General features: G+C 62.1%; 21 protein-coding genes. 9 read left to right on the plus strand and 12 right to left on the minus strand.

The features are described 5' to 3' along the window. Positions 1-61 precede the first annotated feature (61 nt). Both RID42_13670 and RID42_13675 read left to right on the plus strand, forming a co-directional pair. The gene (locus RID42_13670) at positions 62-619 is read left to right on the plus strand and encodes a glutathione peroxidase (GenBank protein ID MEQ8248719.1); all 558 of its coding nucleotides are present in this window, start codon (positions 62-64) and stop codon (positions 617-619) included. Between the two features lie 69 nt (positions 620-688). Next, the gene (locus tag RID42_13675; protein MEQ8248720.1) at positions 689-928 is read left to right on the plus strand and encodes an Lrp/AsnC ligand binding domain-containing protein; all 240 of its coding nucleotides are present in this window, start codon (positions 689-691) and stop codon (positions 926-928) included. Here RID42_13675 and RID42_13680 read toward each other — a convergent pair. From RID42_13680 to RID42_13690, 3 genes are read right to left on the minus strand one after another with little or no spacing between them, the layout of a single operon-like run. Further along, positions 915-1,613, minus strand: coding sequence for a cysteine hydrolase (locus RID42_13680; protein MEQ8248721.1), 699 nt, complete (start codon positions 1,611-1,613; stop codon positions 915-917). The genes RID42_13675 and RID42_13680 overlap by 14 nt on opposite strands. After that, the gene (locus RID42_13685) at positions 1,610-3,325 is read right to left on the minus strand and encodes a hydantoinase B/oxoprolinase family protein (protein ID MEQ8248722.1); all 1,716 of its coding nucleotides are present in this window, start codon (positions 3,323-3,325) and stop codon (positions 1,610-1,612) included. The genes RID42_13680 and RID42_13685 overlap by 4 nt, the downstream gene beginning before the upstream one ends. Next, on the minus strand, positions 3,322-5,424 hold the full coding sequence (locus tag RID42_13690) for a hydantoinase/oxoprolinase family protein (GenBank protein ID MEQ8248723.1): 2,103 nt from the start codon (positions 5,422-5,424) through the stop codon (positions 3,322-3,324). Before RID42_13690 ends, RID42_13685 begins: the two co-directional genes overlap by 4 nt. Before the next feature lie 100 nt (positions 5,425-5,524). On the opposite strand from RID42_13690, the gene RID42_13695 reads away from it, so the two are divergent. Continuing rightward, complete coding sequence (locus tag RID42_13695) at positions 5,525-6,790, plus strand: aminotransferase class V-fold PLP-dependent enzyme (protein ID MEQ8248724.1); 1,266 nt, start codon at positions 5,525-5,527, stop codon at positions 6,788-6,790. Here RID42_13695 and RID42_13700 read toward each other — a convergent pair. The 5 genes from RID42_13700 to RID42_13720 are packed head-to-tail and all read right to left on the minus strand — an operon-like array spanning position 6,787 to position 10,576. Further along, the gene (locus RID42_13700) at positions 6,787-7,218 is read right to left on the minus strand and encodes a hypothetical protein (protein MEQ8248725.1); all 432 of its coding nucleotides are present in this window, start codon (positions 7,216-7,218) and stop codon (positions 6,787-6,789) included. The two genes, RID42_13695 and RID42_13700, sit on opposite strands and share 4 nt — an antisense overlap. After that, positions 7,215-8,177, minus strand: a complete 963-nt coding sequence (locus tag RID42_13705; GenBank protein MEQ8248726.1) for a branched-chain amino acid ABC transporter permease — start codon at positions 8,175-8,177, stop codon at positions 7,215-7,217. The genes RID42_13700 and RID42_13705 overlap by 4 nt, the downstream gene beginning before the upstream one ends. Continuing rightward, the gene (locus RID42_13710; GenBank protein ID MEQ8248727.1) at positions 8,177-9,073 is read right to left on the minus strand and encodes a branched-chain amino acid ABC transporter permease; all 897 of its coding nucleotides are present in this window, start codon (positions 9,071-9,073) and stop codon (positions 8,177-8,179) included. Before RID42_13710 ends, RID42_13705 begins: the two co-directional genes overlap by 1 nt. Continuing rightward, positions 9,070-9,804: an ABC transporter ATP-binding protein gene (locus tag RID42_13715; GenBank protein ID MEQ8248728.1), complete on the minus strand. Its 735-nt coding sequence runs from the start codon at positions 9,802-9,804 to the stop codon at positions 9,070-9,072. The genes RID42_13710 and RID42_13715 overlap by 4 nt, the downstream gene beginning before the upstream one ends. Continuing rightward, positions 9,797-10,576 (minus strand): ABC transporter ATP-binding protein, encoded by a 780-nt coding sequence (locus tag RID42_13720; protein ID MEQ8248729.1) that lies wholly within the window; start codon positions 10,574-10,576, stop codon positions 9,797-9,799. Before RID42_13720 ends, RID42_13715 begins: the two co-directional genes overlap by 8 nt. A 133-nt stretch (positions 10,577-10,709) precedes the next feature. On the opposite strand from RID42_13720, the gene RID42_13725 reads away from it, so the two are divergent. Genes RID42_13725 through RID42_13735 form a run of 3 tightly spaced genes read left to right on the plus strand, consistent with a single transcriptional unit; the run spans position 10,710 to position 13,802 of the window. Then, positions 10,710-12,008 carry an ABC transporter substrate-binding protein gene (locus tag RID42_13725; GenBank protein MEQ8248730.1) on the plus strand — a complete coding sequence of 433 codons (1,299 nt, stop codon included), beginning with the start codon at positions 10,710-10,712 and terminating at the stop codon, positions 12,006-12,008. A gap of 58 nt (positions 12,009-12,066) precedes the next feature. Further along, positions 12,067-12,789 carry an aspartate/glutamate racemase family protein gene (locus tag RID42_13730; protein MEQ8248731.1) on the plus strand — a complete coding sequence of 241 codons (723 nt, stop codon included), beginning with the start codon at positions 12,067-12,069 and terminating at the stop codon, positions 12,787-12,789. Beyond that, complete coding sequence (locus RID42_13735; protein ID MEQ8248732.1) at positions 12,786-13,802, plus strand: aldo/keto reductase; 1,017 nt, start codon at positions 12,786-12,788, stop codon at positions 13,800-13,802. The genes RID42_13730 and RID42_13735 overlap by 4 nt, the downstream gene beginning before the upstream one ends. Here the strand turns inward: RID42_13735 and RID42_13740 are convergent. From RID42_13740 to RID42_13755, 4 genes are read right to left on the minus strand one after another with little or no spacing between them, the layout of a single operon-like run. Further along, on the minus strand, positions 13,799-14,851 hold the full coding sequence (locus RID42_13740) for an aldo/keto reductase (GenBank protein ID MEQ8248733.1): 1,053 nt from the start codon (positions 14,849-14,851) through the stop codon (positions 13,799-13,801). The genes RID42_13735 and RID42_13740 overlap by 4 nt on opposite strands. Further along, on the minus strand, positions 14,848-15,195 hold the full coding sequence (locus tag RID42_13745; protein ID MEQ8248734.1) for a TIGR04076 family protein: 348 nt from the start codon (positions 15,193-15,195) through the stop codon (positions 14,848-14,850). The genes RID42_13740 and RID42_13745 overlap by 4 nt, the downstream gene beginning before the upstream one ends. After that, complete coding sequence (locus RID42_13750; protein ID MEQ8248735.1) at positions 15,192-16,061, minus strand: alpha/beta hydrolase; 870 nt, start codon at positions 16,059-16,061, stop codon at positions 15,192-15,194. Before RID42_13750 ends, RID42_13745 begins: the two co-directional genes overlap by 4 nt. Beyond that, positions 16,058-16,522: a hypothetical protein gene (locus RID42_13755; GenBank protein MEQ8248736.1), complete on the minus strand. Its 465-nt coding sequence runs from the start codon at positions 16,520-16,522 to the stop codon at positions 16,058-16,060. The genes RID42_13750 and RID42_13755 overlap by 4 nt, the downstream gene beginning before the upstream one ends. A 142-nt stretch (positions 16,523-16,664) precedes the next feature. On the opposite strand from RID42_13755, the gene RID42_13760 reads away from it, so the two are divergent. The 3 genes from RID42_13760 to RID42_13770 are packed head-to-tail and all read left to right on the plus strand — an operon-like array spanning position 16,665 to position 20,814. Next, positions 16,665-17,048, plus strand: a complete 384-nt coding sequence (locus RID42_13760) for a RidA family protein (GenBank protein MEQ8248737.1) — start codon at positions 16,665-16,667, stop codon at positions 17,046-17,048. A gap of 12 nt (positions 17,049-17,060) precedes the next feature. Continuing rightward, the gene (locus tag RID42_13765) at positions 17,061-19,139 is read left to right on the plus strand and encodes a hydantoinase/oxoprolinase family protein (protein MEQ8248738.1); all 2,079 of its coding nucleotides are present in this window, start codon (positions 17,061-17,063) and stop codon (positions 19,137-19,139) included. Positions 19,140-19,152: 13 nt separating this feature from the next. Next, positions 19,153-20,814 (plus strand): hydantoinase B/oxoprolinase family protein, encoded by a 1,662-nt coding sequence (locus RID42_13770; GenBank protein ID MEQ8248739.1) that lies wholly within the window; start codon positions 19,153-19,155, stop codon positions 20,812-20,814. Positions 20,815-20,925 lie beyond the last annotated feature (111 nt).

Consider the following 20,925-nt stretch of genomic DNA (forward strand, 5'->3'; position numbering starts at 1 on the left):
GGCGGTATTATGGACGCCAAATGTGCATCCCGCTCCATCGTTTTGGGGTAGAATGGCCATCATGCGTAAAACACTCCTCATGCCCCTGGTCGTGGCCTGCCTGTTCTGGGCCGCCTCTCCGAGCGCCTTGGCCGGGCCCGCCCACGACTTCTCGTTCCGCGCCATCGACGGCGGCGACCTGCCGTTGTCCGCCTATCGCGGGAAAGCCGTTTTGGTCGTCAACACCGCATCGTTCTGTGGGTACACCGGTCAGTACGCCGACCTCCAAGCGGTGTGGTCGAAATACCGCGACCGGGGATTGGTTGTTGTCGGTGTGCCTTCCAACGACTTCGGTCGCCAGGAACCGGGCACCGCCGAGGAAATTCAGAAGTTCTGCCAAGTCAATTTCTCGGTCGACTTCCCAATGGCGGACAAGGAAGTCGTCAAGGGGGAGAGCGCCCACCCCTTCTACGTTTGGGCGCGCGAAACGCTTGGCGTCGGCGCGGCGCCAAAGTGGAATTTCCACAAGTACCTCGTCGATCCGGACGGCAACCTCGTCGCCTGGTTTCCAACCTCGGTTCGCCCCAACGCCGCCCGGGTGACGGATGTCCTCGACACGATGCTCGCGCCCAAATCCTGACCTGCCGTTGCTCCCCACGGCATGCTAGAGTGATGAACACTCAAGAACGTCAGCAAGGTAGTTGCGCGCATGCAGGTCATCTTCGTTCAAGTCAAATGCGATCCGGGCAAGGCTTACGATGTCGCATCGAAGATCATGGACGACGTCGAGGAAGTCGGTGAGCTCTACTCCACCTCGGGGAAATACGACCTTCTGGTCAAATTTCACTTGGAGGAAGGCACCGACATCGGCCACTTCGTCACCGAACGCGTTCAGAAAGTGGCCGGAATCAAGGACACCTTCACGACGATGACGTTCAAGGCGTTTTAGGGCCCCCCTGGGCCGCCATCAGCGCGAGAAGTTCCTCGACGGGACGGATATCGGCAAAGACCTGGGCGACGGTGCGCAAGCCGGCAAGGTGATCGTCTTCAGTGCGCGCCGCCGCCGCATCGTGCGGCATGAAGACCTTGAAATCCAACATCATCGCATCGCGCGCCGTGGACTCGACGCACATGTTCGTTTGTACGCCCGTTACAATCACGGTGTCGATGCCGCGTTCGCGCAAGACCCATTCCAGGTTGGACGACGTCCGGATCATCGCGCTGTAGCGCCTTTTCTCGATCCGTAGGTCGGCCTCGTGCACATCGAGGTCGGGCTCCAAATTGCGAAACTGACTGCCCATTTGGATCGCCGCAAGCGCTCCCTCGCGCTGCGCATCGGAAACGAAGTTATCGAGGTAGGTTGCCCAGTATTCGGGCGTTCCCGGCGGACCGGTCACATGCTGAACCCAGACGACCAAGCCTTGGTGCCGCACCGCCGCGGCCATGCGGTTGATCGGGTCGATAACCGTGCGGGCCTGGGGGAAGTACCACGGCCCTGCCGGATCGGTCCACGCCCGCTGCATATCGATGGCAAGCAACGCGGTCTTTGACACATCGATGGAATCGAAGACCGCAAGATCGTCGCGACGCCCTGACAGAACCCGCCGGAGATCGTCCGGAATTCCCGAACTCATCGTTTCTCCCTCCGGCGAAGCGCCAAGGTAGCGGATGCATCGAGTTCGCCCTGTTCGCTCACGACCACGCCGTAGGACGCGCGCGCAGCCTCGACGCTGACCAAACCAGCCCGCACTTCCTCGGCGACGTCAGCGGCCTCCCGGGCAAACGGATCCCCGAACCCACCCCCGCCCGGCAGGTTTGCATACAGCCTTTGGCCCGGCGGTATGGTGTGGACCGCCTTGGTGCGGAAACTTGCGCCACCGACCAGGCCGAAGGCCCCGGGCGACCCGTTGTGACCCCCGTGGCGTCCGCGGGCCGGGTTCTGGAGCCGGTCGAAGGTGGCCGCCGACACCGTGAACGGCAGCCCGGATCGCGATTCGACCTCGACCACTTGGGCGAATCCGCCGCGATGCCGACCGGGGCCTGCGGAGTCCGGCAGCAGCTCGCGGCGCCGAAACACCAGCGGCGACCCGGCTTCGGTGACCTCCACCGGGATCGCCCCAACCCCTGACGGAAAAGCGGTCGAGTTAAGACCGGACTTGGTCGGGCGTCCACCAACCCCGCCGACGCTGACGCTCATCGTATTGAACCTGCCCTCGGCATTGCCGATACGGGTGCCCCCCGAGGCGGCGAGAACCCAAATCGACCCTGCGCTCTCGGCCTGCACCCCGCCGTCGATCGCCTGATCGAGGCATCCAAAAACAATGTCCGGCAACATCTGCCCGACGACATGACGTGCGGTAACCGGCGACGGGCGCTGCGGATTGACGATGGAGCCCGGCTCCGCTTCGACGATCATCGGTTCCAGCGATCCGGCGTTATTGGGAATCTCGGGACCGATGATGCACTTGAGGCCAAATATCGAATAGGCGTCGGAATAGCATTTCGGCGAATTGATGCCATACCCCGACGCCGCCGACGATCCGCCGTAATCGAGGACGATGCGTTCGTCCTCGACCGTCATGCGGAGCTTCAGGCGGACCGGTTCCTCGTAACCATCGAGCGTCATTTGCGCTTCGTACCGACCGTTGGGCACGCGCCTAATCGCCTCAATCATCGCCTTGCGGGAGTTGTCCAGGATGTGCGCGGCAAGATCGTCCAGGGACGCCATCTCGAATTCGCGCATCATATCGACGAGCCGGCGGCAACCGGTGTCGTTGCAACTGACCAACGCCAAGAGATCGCCTTTGACCTCGATCGGTTCGCGTACGTTGTTGGCGATAAGTTCGATCAACGGGTCGTTGAGCTGGCCCCCATCGAACAGGCGAACGTGCGGAATGAAGATGCCTTCTTCATAGACGCTGCGCGCATCGGCGGTAAATCCACGCCCGCCCACATCGACCAAATGGCAGGTCGAGGCCAACAAGGCCACCAGCCGCCCATCGAGGAACGCCGGCGTGACCACCACGAAATCGAACAGGTGGCCGGTGCCCAGCCACGGATCGTTCGTGGTGAAAACATCCCCTTCCTTCATCTCAGCGAGTGGGAACCGGTCGATGAAATGCTGGACCGCGACAGCCATCGTGTTGACGTGGCCCGGTGTCCCGGTAACCGCTTGGGCCAGCATTCGGCCCTGAAGATCGTAGACCCCAGCCGATAAATCGCCGGCTTCGCGGGCGACCGATCCGAATGCAGTGCGCAAGAGCGCTTGCGCCTGTTCCTCGACGACCGAAATCAGCCGGTTCCACATAACCTGCATATGGATTCGCGCCAGGGGATCCGACGTCATGCGTCATCCAACCTTTCAAGATGAAGAACACCGCGCCCGTCCACCGTGACCTTCCAGCCACGATCGACGACCGTCGTCGTATCGTCTTCGGCAATGAACGCCGGTCCGTCGATGGTCTGTTCCGGAACAAGGTCGTCGCGCCAATATTCGGGGATCTCCGCGGACTCTCCCCGAAGCGGTTCAAAGAGGGCCCGGACGCCGACCGGTTTTCCGTCGTGCTCCCCACCCGCCAAGGCTGTGGTCGCTGACGCCTCTTCCGGTTTTGACGCGACAGTGACCGACCATGTAATCGCCTCGACAGCCATGTCGGGGATGGTCAATCCGTAGTGCGCGCGGTAGAGCGTCTCGAAGGCAACGACCAACTCTCGAACGTGACCGTCGGTGACGCGACCGGGCGGGACCCGCACCGTCAGTTCGTGCCCTTGCCCGGTGTAGCGCAGGTCCACTTCGCGCAAAACATCGAAGGTCGCACCGGGTGCCCCGGGGGTCACGATCTCACGCGCCTCCGCCTCCATCGCGGCGAGCATCGTGTTGATGGCATCGATGTCCGTGCGAGCGAGGTTTTGCTGAAGGCTGCGTACCACTTGATACGAAACCGGAGCACGCAGGAAGCCGATCGCCGACCCCACCCCGGCGCCCTTCGGCACGACGACCCGGCGGATGCCCAATTTGGCGGCAAGGCGGGTGGCGTGGAGGGGCGCGGCCCCGCCGAAGGCAATCATGACGTGACGGTCGATCACGCGTCCGCGCTCGATCGCGTGGACACGGGCCGCATTGGCCATGTTCTCCTCGACGATCTCGGTGATTCCGGCGGCCGCCCACCGACCGGTAAGCTCTAGCGGTGCACCGACCGCTGTCGCCACCGCGGCCTCCGCCGCGGGCCCGTCCAGACCGAAGCGTCCCCCGGCAAAACGCGATGGGTTGAGTCGGCCCAGGGCGAGATTGGCGTCGGTCACCGTCGCGTGGGTTCCACCGCGCCCGTAGCATGCCGGGCCCGGCTCGCTGCCCGCGCTGTCCGGTCCCACGGTAATACGTTGCATCGCATCGACCCGAGCAATCGATCCGCCGCCGGCGCCGATCTCGACCATTTCGATCACGGGAATCCGGACCGGCCACCCGCTGCCCTTCAGATTGCGGTACGCACGGGCGACTTCAAACACGCGCGCCCGCTCGGGTTCGCCGTCGGCGATGAGGCAGATCTTCGCCGTGGTACCTCCCATGTCGAACGACAGCACCTCGTCCAAATCGTATTCGCGGGCAAAGTGGCTTGCCAGAATGGCGCCGCCCGCCGGCCCGGATTCGACCAAGCGGATCGGCAATCGCTGCGCCGTTTCGAGCGTCGTCAGCCCGCCGCCGGACATCATCAGGAGCAACGCGCCGCGAAAGCCCTTTGCCGTCATCGCGGTCGACAGTCGTCCGAGATATCCAGCCATCAGCGGTTGGACATAGGCATTGGCGCACGCGGTTGAAAACCGGTCGTATTCCCTGATCTCGGGACTGACGTCCGATGACACGGTGATCGTCACGTCGGGCAGATGCGCGGCAAGAACCTCGCGGGCGCGCCGTTCGTGGGTCGGGTTAACGTAGGAGTTCAGAAAGCCGACGGCTAGGGCCTCGACGCCTGCGGATTTCAGCGTCGGCGCGAGGAGCGCCAGCGCGTTTTCATCCAGGGGGGTCAGAACCGTTCCGTCGGACGCCGTCCGCTCGGACACCGTCAAGCGCAGATGCCGCGGGACCAAGGGCGGCGGCCGGTCCATGAAGACGTCATACTGTTCGAAGCGTTTCTCGTACCCCGTCTCGAGGACGTCGCGGAATCCTTCCGTCGTCACGAAGGCGAGCTTGGCCCCTTTGCGCTCGATCAACGCGTTGGTCGCAAGGGTGGTGCCGTGCAAGAACACATCGACATCGGCAATGGTCTTGCCGGCCTTCCCGAGTGCGACGGCCAGCCCCTCCAAGACGCCTTCCTCCGGCGCACGTGGTGTGGTCAATACCTTGGCGGTGTGCCGCGCGGCGCCGACCTCAAGGGCCACGTCCGTGAACGTTCCGCCGATATCGGCGGCAACGCGCAGGAGCGATTGTGGAGTCTTTGCTAGTGTCATGCTCGGAAGCCGCCAAGGAAGAGCGCTAACTTAGGCGATCCCCACACAATTGCCCACGCCCTGATACAATGCCACCCATCACCGCTAGGAAATCCAACCAGTGCCCATCTCACGCGAAGACTGTCTTGCCGAAGATCGCGGCGACCCCCTCGCCGCGATCGGCGACCGATTCATTCGGTCCGCCGGTACGGGCGATCGATCGCGCATCTATATGGATGCGAACTCGATCGGCGCACCGCCGCGCGACGTGGCGGAGCGTTTGCGCCGCACTGTTGAAGACAACTGGGGGATGGCCCGCCGCCGCAGTTGGGGCGAAGCCGGGTGGCTCGAGGCCGCCGCGACTCTCGGCGATGGGATCGCCGCCATCGTTGGGGCAGCGCCCGGCGAGATCGTCGTCGCCGACTCGACCACGATCAACCTGTTCAAAGCCGTCGTCGGCGCGCTCCAGCTTCGCAATGAGCGCCGCAAGGTCGTGTCCGAGGCCGTCAATTTCCCGACCGACCTCTACGCGACACAAGCCGCCATCGATCTGCTGGGAAAAGTCCACACGCTGGCGCTGGCAACCGACGGCAGCGACTCGGACGACGATATCTGTGCGCTGATCGACGCCGACACCGCCGTGGTCGTCTTGAGCCTGGTCGACTACCGCACCAGTCGTCGGCGCAATCTTGCCAAGATCAACGCGGCGGCGCATGCCGCAGGCGCGTTGACGGTTTGGGACCTGTCGCACGGCGCCGGCGCGGTGCCGATCGACCTGAACGGCACGCAGACGGACTTCGCGGTCAGCTGCACCTACAAGTACCTGTGCGGCGGCCCCGGTGCACCGGCGTTCTTTTTCGCTGCAAAGCGACACAACGATGGACTGGATCTTGGGCTCAAAGGATGGCTCGGTCACGCCGACCAGTTCGCGTTCGAACTCGGTTATCGTCCCGCCGACGGGGCGAAGCGGGCATTGATCGGCACCCCGCCGGTCCTCAGCACCGTCGGACTGCAAGCCGCAATGGCGATTTGGGCCGATGTCGATCCCACTGCTGCGGCGCGCAAGCATGGGAAACTCTCAACCCTGCTCCTCGACCTGACGGACCAAGAGCTTGTCCCGCTGGGTGTGGCGATTGCTTCGCCGCGGGACTATGACGCGCGCGGCGGACACATCGCGCTCCGCCACCCCGGCGGCAATGCCTTGGTCGAAGCCCTGGCAGAGGCCGACGTCATCTGTTCGTTCAGGACACCGGACTCCATTCGATTTGGCGTCAGTCCGCTGACGACCCGGTACGTGGATATTTGGGATGCCCTCGCACGCTTTCGCGCGGCGCTTGAAAACAACACCTGGCGCGACCCCCGTTTCGCCGGCCGGACGTCGATCTAGGACGGCGCTCGCAACCACGTCTCGTGCAAATGGAGCCACGCGACCCCGCCGGGCCGAACCTTATCAAGCCGCAGCACGGCAGAAGCCAAAATCACAGATTGCTCGGAAGCACCGTGAAACCAGTGCTCCTGATACACCGTCAACGCCGTGTCGTCGGATAACGGGCGCACGTCCTCGTGGGTAATCCGGATGGAAAAATCTCGCCCGCCGCGCTCGCCATGACGCAACCGAAAGCGCGGCACAACGTCGGTAGCGGCTTCCCGCGCGCCGTTTGGGTTAACAATCTCGAAGGTTGGCGCGAAGGCATCCGCGAAGCCCGCAAATCCGTCGTCCGTGTCCGGAATGGTGCCTGTCGTCCAATCCGCGATCACCCGGTGGAGACGATGGACCTCACCGACGCACGTATCTACAAGGGTTCCGGTGGTCATTTAGGGTCGGGCAATCGCGCCTCGCGCGACACAATTCGCCGCTCCCGAAGAAGTCCGGCAGGCCGGTAGAGAAGCATTACCGCTAGGATCAAACCGATCAAAACGATACGCGCCGCCGCGGCTTGGGTCTGGATCGTCGGCGGCAAGATGCTGGAGATGATTTGATCGCTGCCCGACCAAATGCCCCAAACCACCAGGCCGCCGAGCAGCGCGCCCAAATTATTGCCGCTCCCGCCCACGATCAACATCACGAAAACCTGGAAGGTAAAGATCGGGATGAAGTCGAGCGGGCTAATGAAGCCGAGGAAGTTGGCGTACATCGCACCGGCCAGCCCCATGACCGCCGATCCGACCACGAACGATTGCAACCGCACGGCAAAGACGTTCTTTCCGAGCGCCGCGGCGGCGACTTCATCGTCGCGAATTGAGCGCAGGACCCGCCCCCAGGGGGAACGCACCATGCGCTCGAAGGCCCAATAGACGACGGCGATGATCGACAGGCAAAGAATCAGATATAGAAGATTGTCGAGCGTGCCGGACTCGAAATAGCCGGAGAGCGGTCGCGGCAACGAGTACATCCCGTTGGGGCCGCGCGTCAGCGACTCGAAATTCAATGTCACCAGTTGAATCGAAACCGCGATACCAAAGGTCGAGATCGCCAGAAAATCCTCTCGCAAGCGTAGCGTGACGAACCCGATAAGAAACGCCGCGAACCCCGAGGTGAGAATCGCCCCGACAAAGCCGATGGGGAACCAAAGGCCGAACCCACCGAACATCGTATCGGGATAGGCCGGACCGGTCAGAATCGCCGAGGTATAGGCACCGATGGCAAAGAACCCAACGATGCCGACGTTGAAGAGTCCGGTGAAGCCCCATTGAAGGTTTAGGCCCAGGCTACTAAGCGAATAAAACGAGGCGAAGATCAGGAAAAAAATCAGGAATGAAAGTTCGCCCCCCATTACTCTTTCTCCCCCAGAAGTCCCTGCGGTCGCAGCATGAGAAACCCGATCATCACCATGAACGTGACAGCGGCTCGATATCCCGATAACCCTATGTAGACGGCCAACGCCTCCGTCAGGCCGACGACGACGGCTCCAAGAATGGTGCCATAGAGATTGTTCGCCCCCCCCAGGATCAGCGCGGCAAACATCGGCAGCAACATGTCAAAACCCATTTCCGGCCGGAGCTGCGTGTTGTGGGCCAAGAGCGCTCCGGCCACGGTCGCGAGCGATGCGCCGATGATCCACGTCCACCGGATCACCGCCCGAACATCGATCCCGTTGATCTGCGCCAGCGTCGGGTTTTCCGCGACCGCGCGCATCTGGCGGCCCATCGATGTCCGGTTCATGAAGGCAAACAGAATAACAAAGGCGATCACCGAAATAGCCACGATGGCTAGGTCGTCGGGCCGAACGCGCATCCCGGGCAACAGTTCGAAGGTTTTGGGAATGTAAAAATCGAAGTACTGCGGCTCATGGCCCGCGATCAAGGTAACCGTGTTGCGTCCCATAAGGGAGACACCGAACGCCGCCATGATTAACGTGATGCGCGAAGCCCGTTTATCGCGCAACTGCCGGAACAGCAGCCAATCGACAATCAAGACTACGATGCTGGTGAGCCCGATTGCGACGGTGATCGACAACAACAGCGGCCAACCGAACGCGATCGGCCCCATCGTCCCGATCCCAAAACCCAAGACGCCCATCACCAGCAAAGTGAAATAGGCGCCGACGGTCAGGATTTCGCCCTGAGCGAAATTGGCAAAGCGGAGAATGTTGTAGGTCATGCTGATGCCAATCGCGCCCAGCGCAATCAAGGCAGCATTGACCAGACCATCGGCAACAAACTGAATCATCGGCGGGCCAGCCTCGATTTGGCGCCGAGATAGAGCGCACCGACTTCGGGGTTCTCCAACAACGACGACGCCGGGCCATGGACTTTCTCCTGTCCTTCGGCCATCACGTATCCACGGTCGGAAATTTGCAGCGCCGCGCGGGCGTTCTGTTCCACCATCAAGATGGTTACACCTGCCTCTTTGACTTGGACCAACTGCGTGAAGACAACCTGGGCCAATTTGGGCGACAGCCCCGCAGAAGGTTCATCCACCATGAGCAACTTTGGCGCGGCCATGAGAGCGCGCCCGACCGCCACCATTTGCCGCTGTCCGCCAGACAGTTTGCCTGCCGCAAGGTGGCCGAGGCGCTCGAGATCAGGAAATAGATCGAGAACCCGGCGCCTCTGGGCCGCATATTGGGTTGGATTGTGCAGGGTGCCGAGAGCAAGGTTCTCTTCCACCGATAGGCGCGCAAACACGTTCTCCGTTTGCGGCACATAGGCAACGCGCGCGCGAATTAGTTGGTGCGTCTCCAACCCGGTGATGTCGCGGCCCTCAAGCGCCACCGTGCCATTGGAAATCTTGACCAGACCGGCAATCGCCTTAATCAGAGTCGATTTGCCGGCACCGTTGGGACCCAGGACCGTCACGATTTCGCCTTCGAAAACATCAAGCGACACATCGCGCAGAATTGGCAACGACGGGCTGTATCCAGCTTCGATGTTCCGGATCGAAAGGATCGGATCAGCCAACGCCGCCCCCCTCTTCTTCCACAACGCCGCCAAGAAACGCTTCGAGAACGCGGGAGTCCGTTTGGACTTGTTCGGCGGTGCCCTGCATGAGCAGTTTTCCGCCTGCCATTACGATGATCGGATCGCACAACGTCATGACCAAGTCCATGTTGTGCTCGATGATCAGAAACGTGATGCCGCGCTGATTCAAGATTGCAATTCGCTCGACGATTTCGCCCAACAACGTCGGGTTAATCCCGGCACCGGGTTCATCCAATAGGATCATTTTGGGGTCGGACATCAACGCGCGACCGAGTTCGAGCAATTTCATTTGCCCGCCTGAAAGGTTGCCCGCCTCTTCTTCGGCGAGCCGCGTTAAACCGAGGAAATCGAGAATCTCGACAGCCTTGTCGCGAAGACGCAGTTCCTCGGCACGCACGGCCGCAGGCCGGAACCAAGTATTCCAAAACCGCTCTCCGAGTTGCCCGCTCGGGACCATCATCAAATTCTCCAGAACGGTCAGGCGGCCGAACGGGCGTGGGATCTGGAAGGTGCGCACCAAGCCAGCGCGAAAGGTCAGATGCGCGGGAAGCGCGGAAATATCAGAACCGTCGAAGCGAATCTGCCCCCGGGTCGGCGGAAACGCTCCGGCAACCATGTTGAAGGTCGTGGTTTTGCCGGCGCCATTCGGACCGATGAGGCCAGTTATCGTGCCTTTACCGACCTCGAACGACACGCCGTCAACGGCATGAAGCCCACCAAAATCCTTGACGAGATCGACGACGCTCAGCACACCAAATCCGTTTGATACAGAGCGATGACCCTGCTCCCCCCATTTGCGCCGTGACTCCCGGTTCCGGCGGGCGGTATTATGGTGAATTCAAAGCAACTTACAAACGTTGCCAGCACACTAGGGAGGTCAATCCATGAAAGTTCGAACACTCGTAGCGCCGTTTGCGCTTGCGGGCGCAGTATTCGCCGCGTCGGCAGGACTTGCGCCAAGCGCCAAAGCCCAGAATTGTAATCACACCATTGGTGCGATTTTGTCGCTCACCGGTTCCTACGGGGCCTTCGGCGTACCGATTTCTCGGGCAGCCCAATTGGGTGTGGAACAAGTCAACGAAGCCCGCGCCAACGTGGGTGTCGGTTGCGCGATCAAATACGACGTGCGCGATTCCCAGACCCAACCGACAGTGGCCGTGGATGCCGCCCAGAAACTCATCGACATCGACGGGGTCACGTCGATTGTCGGGCCGATCTCCTCTGGCATTACGGGCCCCCTGCTCACGTCTGTCACAGTGGACAAAGGTGCCGTCTTGATCGTCACGGCATCCACGTCGTCGACGTTCACCCAGATGTCGCGCGAAGGTAAGACCAAGGGCTTGTTCTTCCGTACGCTGCCCGCCGACTCCTTACAAGCCGTCGCAACCGCCCGGATGGCCTACGATGCCGGCTTCCGCAAGGTTGCCATCATCCACCTCAACAACGACTGGGGCAAAAACAACCAGGCCGAGTTCACGCGCGCCTTCAAAGTCTTGGGCGGCGACATCGCGAACGTGGTGGCGTTCAACGCCGACCAGCCCTCGTACCGCTCGGAAGTGAACAAAGCATTGGAAGGCAAACCCGATGCGCTCTACCTGCTGAGCCAACCGCAGGACGGCGCCAAGCAAATGCGCGATTGGATCGGCTTCGGCGGCGCCAGCGGCTTTGTCTTCGCACAGGGAATGAACGATCCAGCTTTCGTCGGCGTCGTCGGTGAAGACGCCCTCAAAAACGGCTGGTTCATCAGCCCGGCCTCGCCGGACACCCCGTCCTTCAGGACGGTCAACGCCGATATCCAGGCGTGCTGCGATCTGACGATCGACGGCGGTCCGGGCCGCACCTCGGGATACGATTCCGGGGCGCTCCTGGCATTGGCAAATGTCGCGGCGGACATCAAAGGGATCAAGCCCACCGGCGCGAACATCGCCAAGCTGGTCCGTGAAATCACCGGACCGGAAGGCGAGGTTGTGTACGCGGGCGTCAAAGGCTTCGAAGCCGCGATCAAGTTGCTGCAAGAGGGCAAGGACATCGCCTATGTCGGCGTAACCGGTCCGATCCAGTTCGACCAGTACGGCGACGTGTCGGCCGCGTTCTCGGCCCAGCAATACCGTGACGGCGCCTTCAAGGAGATGAAGGGAATCTCGTTGGATGACATCAACAAAGTGAAAGCGATGATCAACTAGTCCGCATTCGCTTGACCATTAAGGCAAACCGGCCAGACTCGTTCTGGCCGGTTTTCTTATGACCATAAAGAACAATCGATTGGGCTTCATCGTGCCAGCGATCAACGTGGTCGCCGAGGACGATTTCATCACGCTAGCCGCCGCCGATGTCGGCGTTCACTTCGCGCGTGCCGATGTCGATACCAGCCGCGAGATCTCCGCACAATTCGACCAAATGATCGATGCAGCACCGGCGCTTGCCCGGTCCTTGGCCAAGGCAGGCGTCTCGGTGGTCGCGTTCGCCTGTACCTCGGCTAGTTTTTTTCGCGGGGAGGGCTCGGATCGGACCATCGCCAACGCGATGACAGCCGCGGCGGCGATCCCTACCCTCACGACAGCCACCGCCGCGGTGAATGCACTCCAGGCCGTCGGGGCCCGGCGCATCGCGATCGCAACGCCTTACCTTTCCTGGGTCTACGAGGCGGAACAGGCGTTCTTTTCCAGCGCCGGTTTCGAGGTCGTCGCCGTTAACGGACTGGAACGCCGGGGCGGATCCGACATCAACACGATCCCGGATGAAGCGATCCGGTCACTCGTCAAGGATGTCGACCGCGCCGAGGCCGACGCGCTCTTCGTGAGTTGTACCGACCTGCCGGTTCTCGGTCTGATCGACGAACTTGAAGCGACCCACGGTAAACCCGTTGTCACCAGCAATCAGGCGACCTTCTGGGCCTGCGCCAAGATCGCAAATATTGCCTCGGTTGACGGATACGGCATCCTGCTGCGCAAACACCTTCAGTGACAGTCCCGTCGGTCGAGATCGTTCCTGGATACCGGATCAGCCAACTTATCAAAGGCGGCTGGCAAACGATCGGGCGCGGCGCAGACGCCATCGACGACCTTCTCGCGTTCGTGCGCGCCGGTGTGACCACCTTCGAAACCGCCGACAGCTATGCCGGCGGCGAGGTACTTATGGCCGCGTTGCGGGGGGCAGCCCACCAACGGCTTGCGCCCGAGGTCGCCGAGGCCGTCAAGATTCACACCCGTTTCACGGCGCCCCTAAGCGGGGCCGCACCGACCGAAGGGGATGTGCGCGCCGATGTGGAACGATCGCTCAAAACCCTCGGCGTCGAGCGCATCGATCTCGTGCAGATCCAATGGTGGAACCCGCAGATTCCTGGGCTGATCGATGCGGCCATGGTCCTTACCGATTTGCAACGTGAGGGAAAAATCGAACTCCTTGGCACCTGTAATCTCGGGGTCACCGATTTGCGTGGGCTCATAGACGCCGGTATGCCAGTCGCGACCAGCCAAGTGCTGTACGCGCCGATCGATCGGCGCGCCGAAAACGCGATGGCCGACTTTTGCCGGACCAACGGCATCGCGTTGCTGACCTTCGCCCCGCTCGCGGGCGGTTTCATCAGCGACAGGTGGCGCGGGGCCGACGATCCGGCGTCGACCGGGGCGCGCTACAGCAAGGAATACCGCGCGCTCATTGAGGTCGGTGGCGGTTGGGCCCGGTACCAGACCCTTCTCGGGGCGTTCGCCAGCATCGCCCGGCAACTGGACCGGCCACTGGCAACGGTCGCGCTGCGATGGGTTCTCCAGTTCGGACCGGGCCAAGCCATCCTGTTCGGTGCATCGAGCGCGGATCGGTTGACGGACCTGCTGTCAGTCTTCGACTTTACGCTCGATGAAGCTGCACGGGCGGAAATCGACGCAACCGACTTCGTGCGCTCAACCCTAGACATAGGCGAAATCGAACGGGCCCCTGACTCCGACATGATGCGCGCAATCCGGGGGGATATCTCCTAGGCCGGCGGCGTCTCCAGCGCATTTTGGTTGTAGCGCATGATGCTGCCGTGGCGGCCTTCTTTGTCACGCTCCAGATCGTAGCAATCGCCAGCTGGACCTTGCCTCCGCGCCAATACCGATCGGATCGCTGCGTTGTCCTCATCGTCGAGGGCAAACGAAAAGACCTTGAGGTTTTCATCGACATGACGGACCGACGTCGCGCCGACGATAGCCGCGCCGACATTCGGCTGATCTAGGGTCCAACGGAGCGCCACAAGGGCAACGGTGACGCCGTGCTTGTCCGCGGCGGTTTTCATGGCTCCGAGCAACTCTTGAAACAGCGACCAGCCTCCAAAATCCTCGATGATAAGTTTGTATTTGGTCAGGGAGCGGTTGCCGAGGGGCTCGAACGGTTCCGGCTTGCCTAGCCAACCGGCGGAGAAGAACCCGCCCGCCAACGTGCCATAGCACAGTTGAACGATCCCCTGCTCCATACAATAGGGGATCAGGTGGCTCTCGGGCCGGCGGTCGACTGGCGAGTATTGCGGCTGGTTGGTCGCGATGGGCACGCCCGCATCGACGAGCATCTTCAACTGACGGGTATTGAAGTTGGTGGCGCCGATCCGCGCGATCTTGCCCGCGTCCTTGAGATCTTTCAGCATCAATCCGGTCTCGACGAAGCCGGGCCTACCGTCCGGATCCCACCAATAGTACTGGACGACATCCAACCGTTCGACTTTGAGCCGCTTGATCGAGCGATCGATGATGCGCTCGACATAGTCGCGTTTGACGTTGCCGAGCTTTTCGTAATCCGGAACAAATTTCGTGTGCACCTGGACCAGCGGCGCGAGGCTGGGGTGGCTTTCGCGAAAGTCTCCGATCATTTCTTCCACGCCGGTATAGTGGTCGGCGCAGTCGAAGGTCGTGATCCCCTTTTCGACAAACACTGCCATGTCCTTGATCGCCTGGGTGCGGTCGACATCGCCATGGCCGCCGGCGAGATGCCAGCCGCCCTTGATCAATCGCGAAATATCGTAGCCCGGTGCGACTTGAAAGCGTTCAACGGTCATGTCTTGTCCTTGTCGCGCTTGACGGCGGTGGTTTCGGAATGGCGGAAGGTTCGTGTCCCAATCCGGCTGATCCGGAAACGCGACCCGCAGTTGGGGTCGAGGCAAGCAATATCGGTGTCCGTCGTCATCCAGTCGTTCGGATCGGTCATGCGTTGTTTGGCCGGCAACAACGGTAACAAGATCGACATCGTATAGATCGACCACTTGACGCCCGGCGGTATCTCAATGTGTTCGCCGCTCAACAAGAAATGATCGCCTTCCTTGGCGCCGCACCAACATGGCCGGTCGCCGGCGATCCATTCGACCTTGAGGTCGTGCAGGGTGAAGCTATCGTCGTCGCTCATCGGCTCAGTCCCATTTGGGCGCAAGCGGCCTCGAAAAGCGTTCCGCCCGCAGCCGAATAGTCGTCGACGATCGAAAAGTGGTTCAGGCCCTCGAGGTTGAGTGCCTCGCAGGTCAGCCCCCCCGCCCGCCAGGCGTCTACATAGTCGGCCTGTTGGCGGCTGAACTCGGCACCCTCGTTCGTTCCGACGCCCATGATCATCGACCCCGCCGCTGCCGGTATGGCCAGGATGGGCGAAAGCCGCTGAACCTCCGCCTCGGTGATCCCGAGGGTTTCGTTCATCGTCAGGTGGCGGATGGGTTCGAGGTCGTACAGACCGCTGATAGGCATGGCGCCTTTGATCATGTCGTCCGGCAAGGCTGCGTCCAAGCCCGGCCAATCTGTGGAGATCAGCGTTGCCGCGAGGTGTCCGCCGGCCGAGTGGCCGGAAACATAGAGCCGGCTGGGGTCGCCGCCCCATGTTCTCGCGTTCTTGAAGATGTGTGCAAGGCAAGTGCGGCACGATTCGACGATGTCGGTCATCGTGACGGAGGGAGCGAGCGGATAATTGATGCTGACCAAGGTTGCGCCGCGCGCCACGAACGCCGGCGCCATTGATTCGAACACCGTTTTGTCCTGTGAGTACCAATAACCGCCGTGAACAAAGACCTGGACCGGCGCACTTGGTCCTGCACGAAACACATCGTAGGTCTCAGCGTCGTTCGGGCCGTAGCGCACATCCAACACCGTATCCAACGACGCCCGGGCCGCAGCACTTTCGGCAGGCCAACGCTTCAAGTATCCGTCGTAGCCGTCGATTCGGTGGCGCTGGGAGTAGAGCTGGTCCAGCTCGTCCTTCGTGTGCCCCCGGTAGATCGCATCGCTCATGTTTGCCCCCCCAATGGGGGCATCTTCCCCCGAAGGCGTGCGTCAATCAGAAGAATTTCCACCTCGTGAAACGCACGCAACCGACGCCAGCGTTCGTCCGTCATGTCCTTCGGTCGCCAGCCGAGCAGCGTGATCATGCATTCGTCGGCGCTATAGCCAAAGTCCGGCCCCGGCACGACCTTAACCGACACCCGCATCGTCAATGCCGTAGGCGAGCTGCCAACCTCGTACTCGACGATACCGGCGCCGGAACCTTCGCGCACCCGGAAATAGCTGTTCTCGGTGCCATCGAGCAAGGAACGGCCAACAAAGACCCCTGCGTGATCGGGGACGGGCCGTGTCGCCCACGTGCCGAGTGCCCAGGTGCCGACGTTTTCCGGCGCACGCAAAAACGCGACCGCCGCGGTCGCGGAAACCGGCGCAACAACGGTGGTCGCGTGGCAGTTTGTATCTTCGTTCATCGATCTCTCATCGCAAGGCCGCGCAGGCGCGGCGTCCAACTCTAGTAGCTTCCGCCACACGGGCAAGGCTCCTGGCCGGTCCTTGATTGTTGGGGGCAGATGACAAACAATCGCGCGCCTCTGTCCAACCGGGAAACCGCTCATGTCTCGCAAAACCTTCTTCTCCGGCTCGAAATTCGAAGACCTGGCCGGTTATTCCCGGGCGATTGCCGACGGCCGCTGGGTTTTCGTTGCCGGCACCTCCGGGCATAACGCCAAGACCGGCGCCATTTCCGACGATGTCCAAGAGCAAACGCGGGAATCGTTGAGAACCATTGCCGCGGCCCTGAAGGAAGCCGGTTCCGGTTTGGAGGACATTGTTCGCGTCCGCGTTTACCTCGCCGACCGCGACTACGTAATGCCCGTGAGCGCCATCCTCAAGGAGACCTTCGACAAGATCCGGCCAACCAACACGACCATCGTGTGCGATATGGCCGCCGAGGGTATGAAGGTAGAGCTCGAAGTTACTGCGTTGCGCCCCGAGTAGTCCTGCGCCGCGATGTCCTATCGAGTCGGGATCGATATCGGCGGAACTTTCACTGACTTCGCCCTGCTGTCCGAGAGCGACGGACGGCTGTTCATCCACAAACAATTGACGACCCCGGACGACCCGGCTCAATCGGTTTTGTCGGGCGTCCCGATCCTCTTGGAAAAAGCCGGTGTCGGTGCTGCGCAGGTCAGTGCGGTGGTCCACGGCACCACCCTCGTGACGAACGCCGTGATTGAGCGGCGCGGTGCCAAGACCGCTATGATCGTGACCGACGGATTCGGCGATATCCTCGATATCGCCCGCGAACGGCGCTACGACATGTACGATCTAGCGATCACCTATCCGGCCCCGCTGGTGCCACGCGCGCTGCGCCGCGAAATCAAAGAACGGATCGGTCCCGATGGGTCGGTCGACACACCGCTGGTCGAAGACGACGTTGCCGGTGTGTTGCAGGAACTAGCGGACCAAGGGGTGACCGCCGTCGCAGTATGTTTCTTGAACAGCCCGGTCAATCCGGCGCACGAACAAGCTGTCGCACACATCGCCGCGGAACGGTTTCCAGATTTGTTCGTTTCTGCATCGTCGGACGTCTTTCCGTTTCTGCGCGAATACGAACGCTGGACCACGGCGACGATGAACGCCTACACCGGCCCGCTCTTCGATCGCTACTTGGCGCGTCTTGAGGACGGTTTGCGCACAACCGGGTTGCAGGGTGATCTATTCATCATGTCGTCGTCGGGCGGGACAGTGACCCCCGATGTGGCGCGCCAATTTCCGGTACGAATGTTAGAGAGCGGTCCGGCCGCCGGCGTATTGCAAAGCGCAACCTTGGGACGGCAATTGAAGCGCCCCAATTTACTGTCTTTCGATATGGGCGGCACAACGGCCAAGGGGGCGTTGGTGCGCAACGACCAACCGTTGAAGCGATACGAAATGGAGGTCGCCCGGGTCCACGAGTTTCGCGCAGGATCGGGCCTGCCCGCCAAAATTCCCGTGATCGATTTGATCGAAATTGGGTCGGGCGGCGGATCGATCGCTGCGATTGACGCGCGCGGTACGATTGCGGTCGGGCCCCACAGCGCCGGCGCCGTCCCTGGCCCTGCCTGCTATGGGCAAGGCGGCGGCGACCCGACGCTGACTGACGCCAACCTGACGCTGGGCTATCTGGACGACGCGTTCTTCCTGGGCGGCGAAATGCGGCTCGATACCGCTGCCGCCGCCAAGGCTATCGACGCTAGATTAGGCACGCCGCTCGGGATCGAGACGCTGCGCGCGGCTTGGGGCATCCACGAATCGGTCAACGAGGACATCGCCCGAGCGTTTCGCAACCATGCCTCCGAGCGCGGGTTCGACTACCGCGCCTGCGCCATGGTCGCATTCGGCGGATCGGGCCCCGCGCATGCCTGTCGCGTTGCCCGCAAACTGCGCGTCCCGACCGTGATCTTCCCAGTCGGCGCGGGCGTCATGTCGGCGGTGGGGTTACTCGCCAGTCCGCTGTCGTTCGAGACCTTTCGGGCCGAGCGGATGGGCCTCGAAACCCTAACCACGGACGCTTTTTCCGAGCGCTTCGATGCCTTGGTCCGCGAGGCCCAGGCCTTTCTCGGCCGCGCGGCAACGCCCGGCGAGCAGACCGTCATTAGGCGCCGCCTCGACATGCGCTACCGTGGTCAGGGTTACGAGATCGAAGTCGATCTGCCCGCCGGGGCCGATGTCGATTCGGTCGCCGGACTGTTTACCGCTGCTTACGAACGCATCTTCACCAAGTCGTTCCCGTCGGAGGCTCTGGAGATCACCAACTGGAAGATCGAAGTCGCTTTGGTCCGAGCAAACGCCGATGCGGCCTACCACCTCGAAGTCGCGCCCGGAAAGGCCGCGATCAAGGGGCATCGCCTGGCCTACTTTCCGGAGAACCCTGCCCCGGTGCGTACCCCGGTGTACGACCGCTACGCGCTTGCGCCCGGCGAAACCTTTAGCGGACCGGCGCTGGTCGAGGAGCGCGAATCGACCTGCGTCATCGGTGCAGGCGACCACGTCGCCATCGACCCCGCGGGCAACTTGATCGTGTCAGTCGCCGGTGGACGCGCCTAGGGATGAAAGCGCTATGAAGCAAATCGACCCGGTCGACCTTGGCATCATGTGGGATCGCCTGATCGCGATCACCGATGAAATCCTGTTGTCCATCGTCCGCACCGCCTTCTCGGTTGGCGTGCGCGAGGCCTGGGATCTAGCCTGCGTCGTCTTCGATGCAGAGGGCCGTAGTATTGCCCAGGCCACATTGTCGATGCCGGCGTTCATCGGCACCGCGCCGTTGACGATGCAGCACATGCTGAAGAAGTTCCCGGCCCATACTTGGAAGAGCGGCGACGTCGTCGTCACCAACGACCCGTGGCTCGGCACCGGACACACGCCGGATATCTGCATCGCCCGGCCGGCCTTCAAGGACGACACCCTGGTCGGCTTCGTGATGACGATCAGCCATCTGCCCGACATCGGCGGCGTGGGTCTGTCAGTGATGAACACCGAGGTCTACCAAGAAGGCCTGATGCTCCCGGTTTGCAAACTTTACGACGCCGGCGAACCGGTGGCCTACCTGCATGACTTGATCGCCGGCAATGTGCGCACGCCCGAACAGGTATTCGGCGACATCATGGCCGATATCGCGGGGTGCACGGTCGGCGAACGACTGATCGGCGAGTTCATGGACGAATACGGGATCGTCGATCTACAAGCATTAGCGGACGGTATCGTCGGGCAGTCCGAGACGGCGATCCGCAAGGAAATAGCGGCGATTCCCGACGGCATCTACCGCAACCGGATCGAGGTCGAGACGGTGACCGAGTCGGTCACCCTCGCCTGCGCCGTCACCGTCGACGGCGATTCGGTGGCGGTCGACTTCACCGGCACCGGACCGAACGCGCCCTTCGCGATCAACGTGCCGTTTTGCTATACCCGGGCGTGGGCGACCTACACGATCAAGACGCTGACCACACCCACCATCCCCAATAACCTCGGTGCCTTGCTACCGGTCACCGTGAGCGCCCCACCGGGGTGCATTCTCAATGCCCAGCGGCCGTCACCGACGGGCGGGCGCCATTCGATCGGCTGGTTCATCGTGCCGTTGATCATGGGCGCGCTGGCCGAGGCGATGCCCGACAGGGTCCAGGCCGACTCCGGCATGGCATCGCTGTTCATTTGCCACACCAGTCCGTCGGGCGGCGAAGCCGGATCGACGCAGTACTTCCTCGCTGGCGGCGTCGGCGGCATGAAGGGCCTCGACGGACAACACACGACACCCTCGCCGACCAACAACGCCGTGGTTGCGAGCGAAGTGTGGGAGAACGAAACCGGCGTTCGAGTGAACTATCGCCGCCTGCTTCCAGACTCCGGCGGACCCGGCGAATTCCGCGGCGGCCTTGGGCAGGTCGCGTCATTGACGAATACCCGCGCCGACACCGTAGCGATCTTCATGTTCGGCATGCGCACCGAATTTCCGGCGCGTGGAACACTTGGCGGCAAGCCGGGGTCAACGCGGCAATTCCTGGTCGACGGCAAACCGGTGCCGCCGAAGGGCCGACTCGAACTAAAACCTGGCGAAACCTTCACCATCGCCGAAGCGGGCGGCGGCGGCTACGGCGATCCGCTCCGGCGCGATCCAGCCCGGGTCTTGGCCGACGTACGCACCGGCGCGGTAACGCCCGAAGGTGCGCTGCGGGATTACGGCGTTCGCGTCGATCTCGACCAGGACACCGCCACGCGCGTTTAAATCGTTTCGCCGAAGGCGAGAAACTTCATCGGATCGGTCAAAGGCAACTGGGAACGCACCGGCACGCCGCCAAGGCGCCGAACAGGAACTGTAATCGGCGGAAACCGCGAT

It is taken from the genome of Alphaproteobacteria bacterium (assembly GCA_040216735.1).
Classification (GTDB): domain Bacteria; phylum Pseudomonadota; class Alphaproteobacteria; order SHVP01; family SHVP01; genus CALJDF01.

Coding starts and splice junctions, on each gene's coding strand:
- RID42_13670 (MEQ8248719.1), top strand. CDS start 62: ATGCGTAAAACACTCCTCATGCCCCTGGTCGTGGCCTGCCTGTTCTGG.
- RID42_13675 (MEQ8248720.1), top strand. CDS start 689: ATGCAGGTCATCTTCGTTCAAGTCAAATGCGATCCGGGCAAGGCTTAC.
- RID42_13680 (MEQ8248721.1), bottom strand. CDS start 1,613: ATGAGTTCGGGAATTCCGGACGATCTCCGGCGGGTTCTGTCAGGGCGT.
- RID42_13685 (MEQ8248722.1), bottom strand. CDS start 3,325: ATGACGTCGGATCCCCTGGCGCGAATCCATATGCAGGTTATGTGGAAC.
- RID42_13690 (MEQ8248723.1), bottom strand. CDS start 5,424: ATGACACTAGCAAAGACTCCACAATCGCTCCTGCGCGTTGCCGCCGAT.
- RID42_13700 (MEQ8248725.1), bottom strand. CDS start 7,218: ATGACCACCGGAACCCTTGTAGATACGTGCGTCGGTGAGGTCCATCGT.
- RID42_13705 (MEQ8248726.1), bottom strand. CDS start 8,177: ATGGGGGGCGAACTTTCATTCCTGATTTTTTTCCTGATCTTCGCCTCG.
- RID42_13710 (MEQ8248727.1), bottom strand. CDS start 9,073: ATGATTCAGTTTGTTGCCGATGGTCTGGTCAATGCTGCCTTGATTGCG.
- RID42_13725 (MEQ8248730.1), top strand. CDS start 10,710: ATGAAAGTTCGAACACTCGTAGCGCCGTTTGCGCTTGCGGGCGCAGTA.
- RID42_13730 (MEQ8248731.1), top strand. CDS start 12,067: ATGACCATAAAGAACAATCGATTGGGCTTCATCGTGCCAGCGATCAAC.
- RID42_13740 (MEQ8248733.1), bottom strand. CDS start 14,851: ATGACCGTTGAACGCTTTCAAGTCGCACCGGGCTACGATATTTCGCGA.
- RID42_13745 (MEQ8248734.1), bottom strand. CDS start 15,195: ATGAGCGACGACGATAGCTTCACCCTGCACGACCTCAAGGTCGAATGG.
- RID42_13750 (MEQ8248735.1), bottom strand. CDS start 16,061: ATGAGCGATGCGATCTACCGGGGGCACACGAAGGACGAGCTGGACCAG.
- RID42_13755 (MEQ8248736.1), bottom strand. CDS start 16,522: ATGAACGAAGATACAAACTGCCACGCGACCACCGTTGTTGCGCCGGTT.
- RID42_13760 (MEQ8248737.1), top strand. CDS start 16,665: ATGTCTCGCAAAACCTTCTTCTCCGGCTCGAAATTCGAAGACCTGGCC.
- RID42_13765 (MEQ8248738.1), top strand. CDS start 17,061: ATGTCCTATCGAGTCGGGATCGATATCGGCGGAACTTTCACTGACTTC.
- RID42_13770 (MEQ8248739.1), top strand. CDS start 19,153: ATGAAGCAAATCGACCCGGTCGACCTTGGCATCATGTGGGATCGCCTG.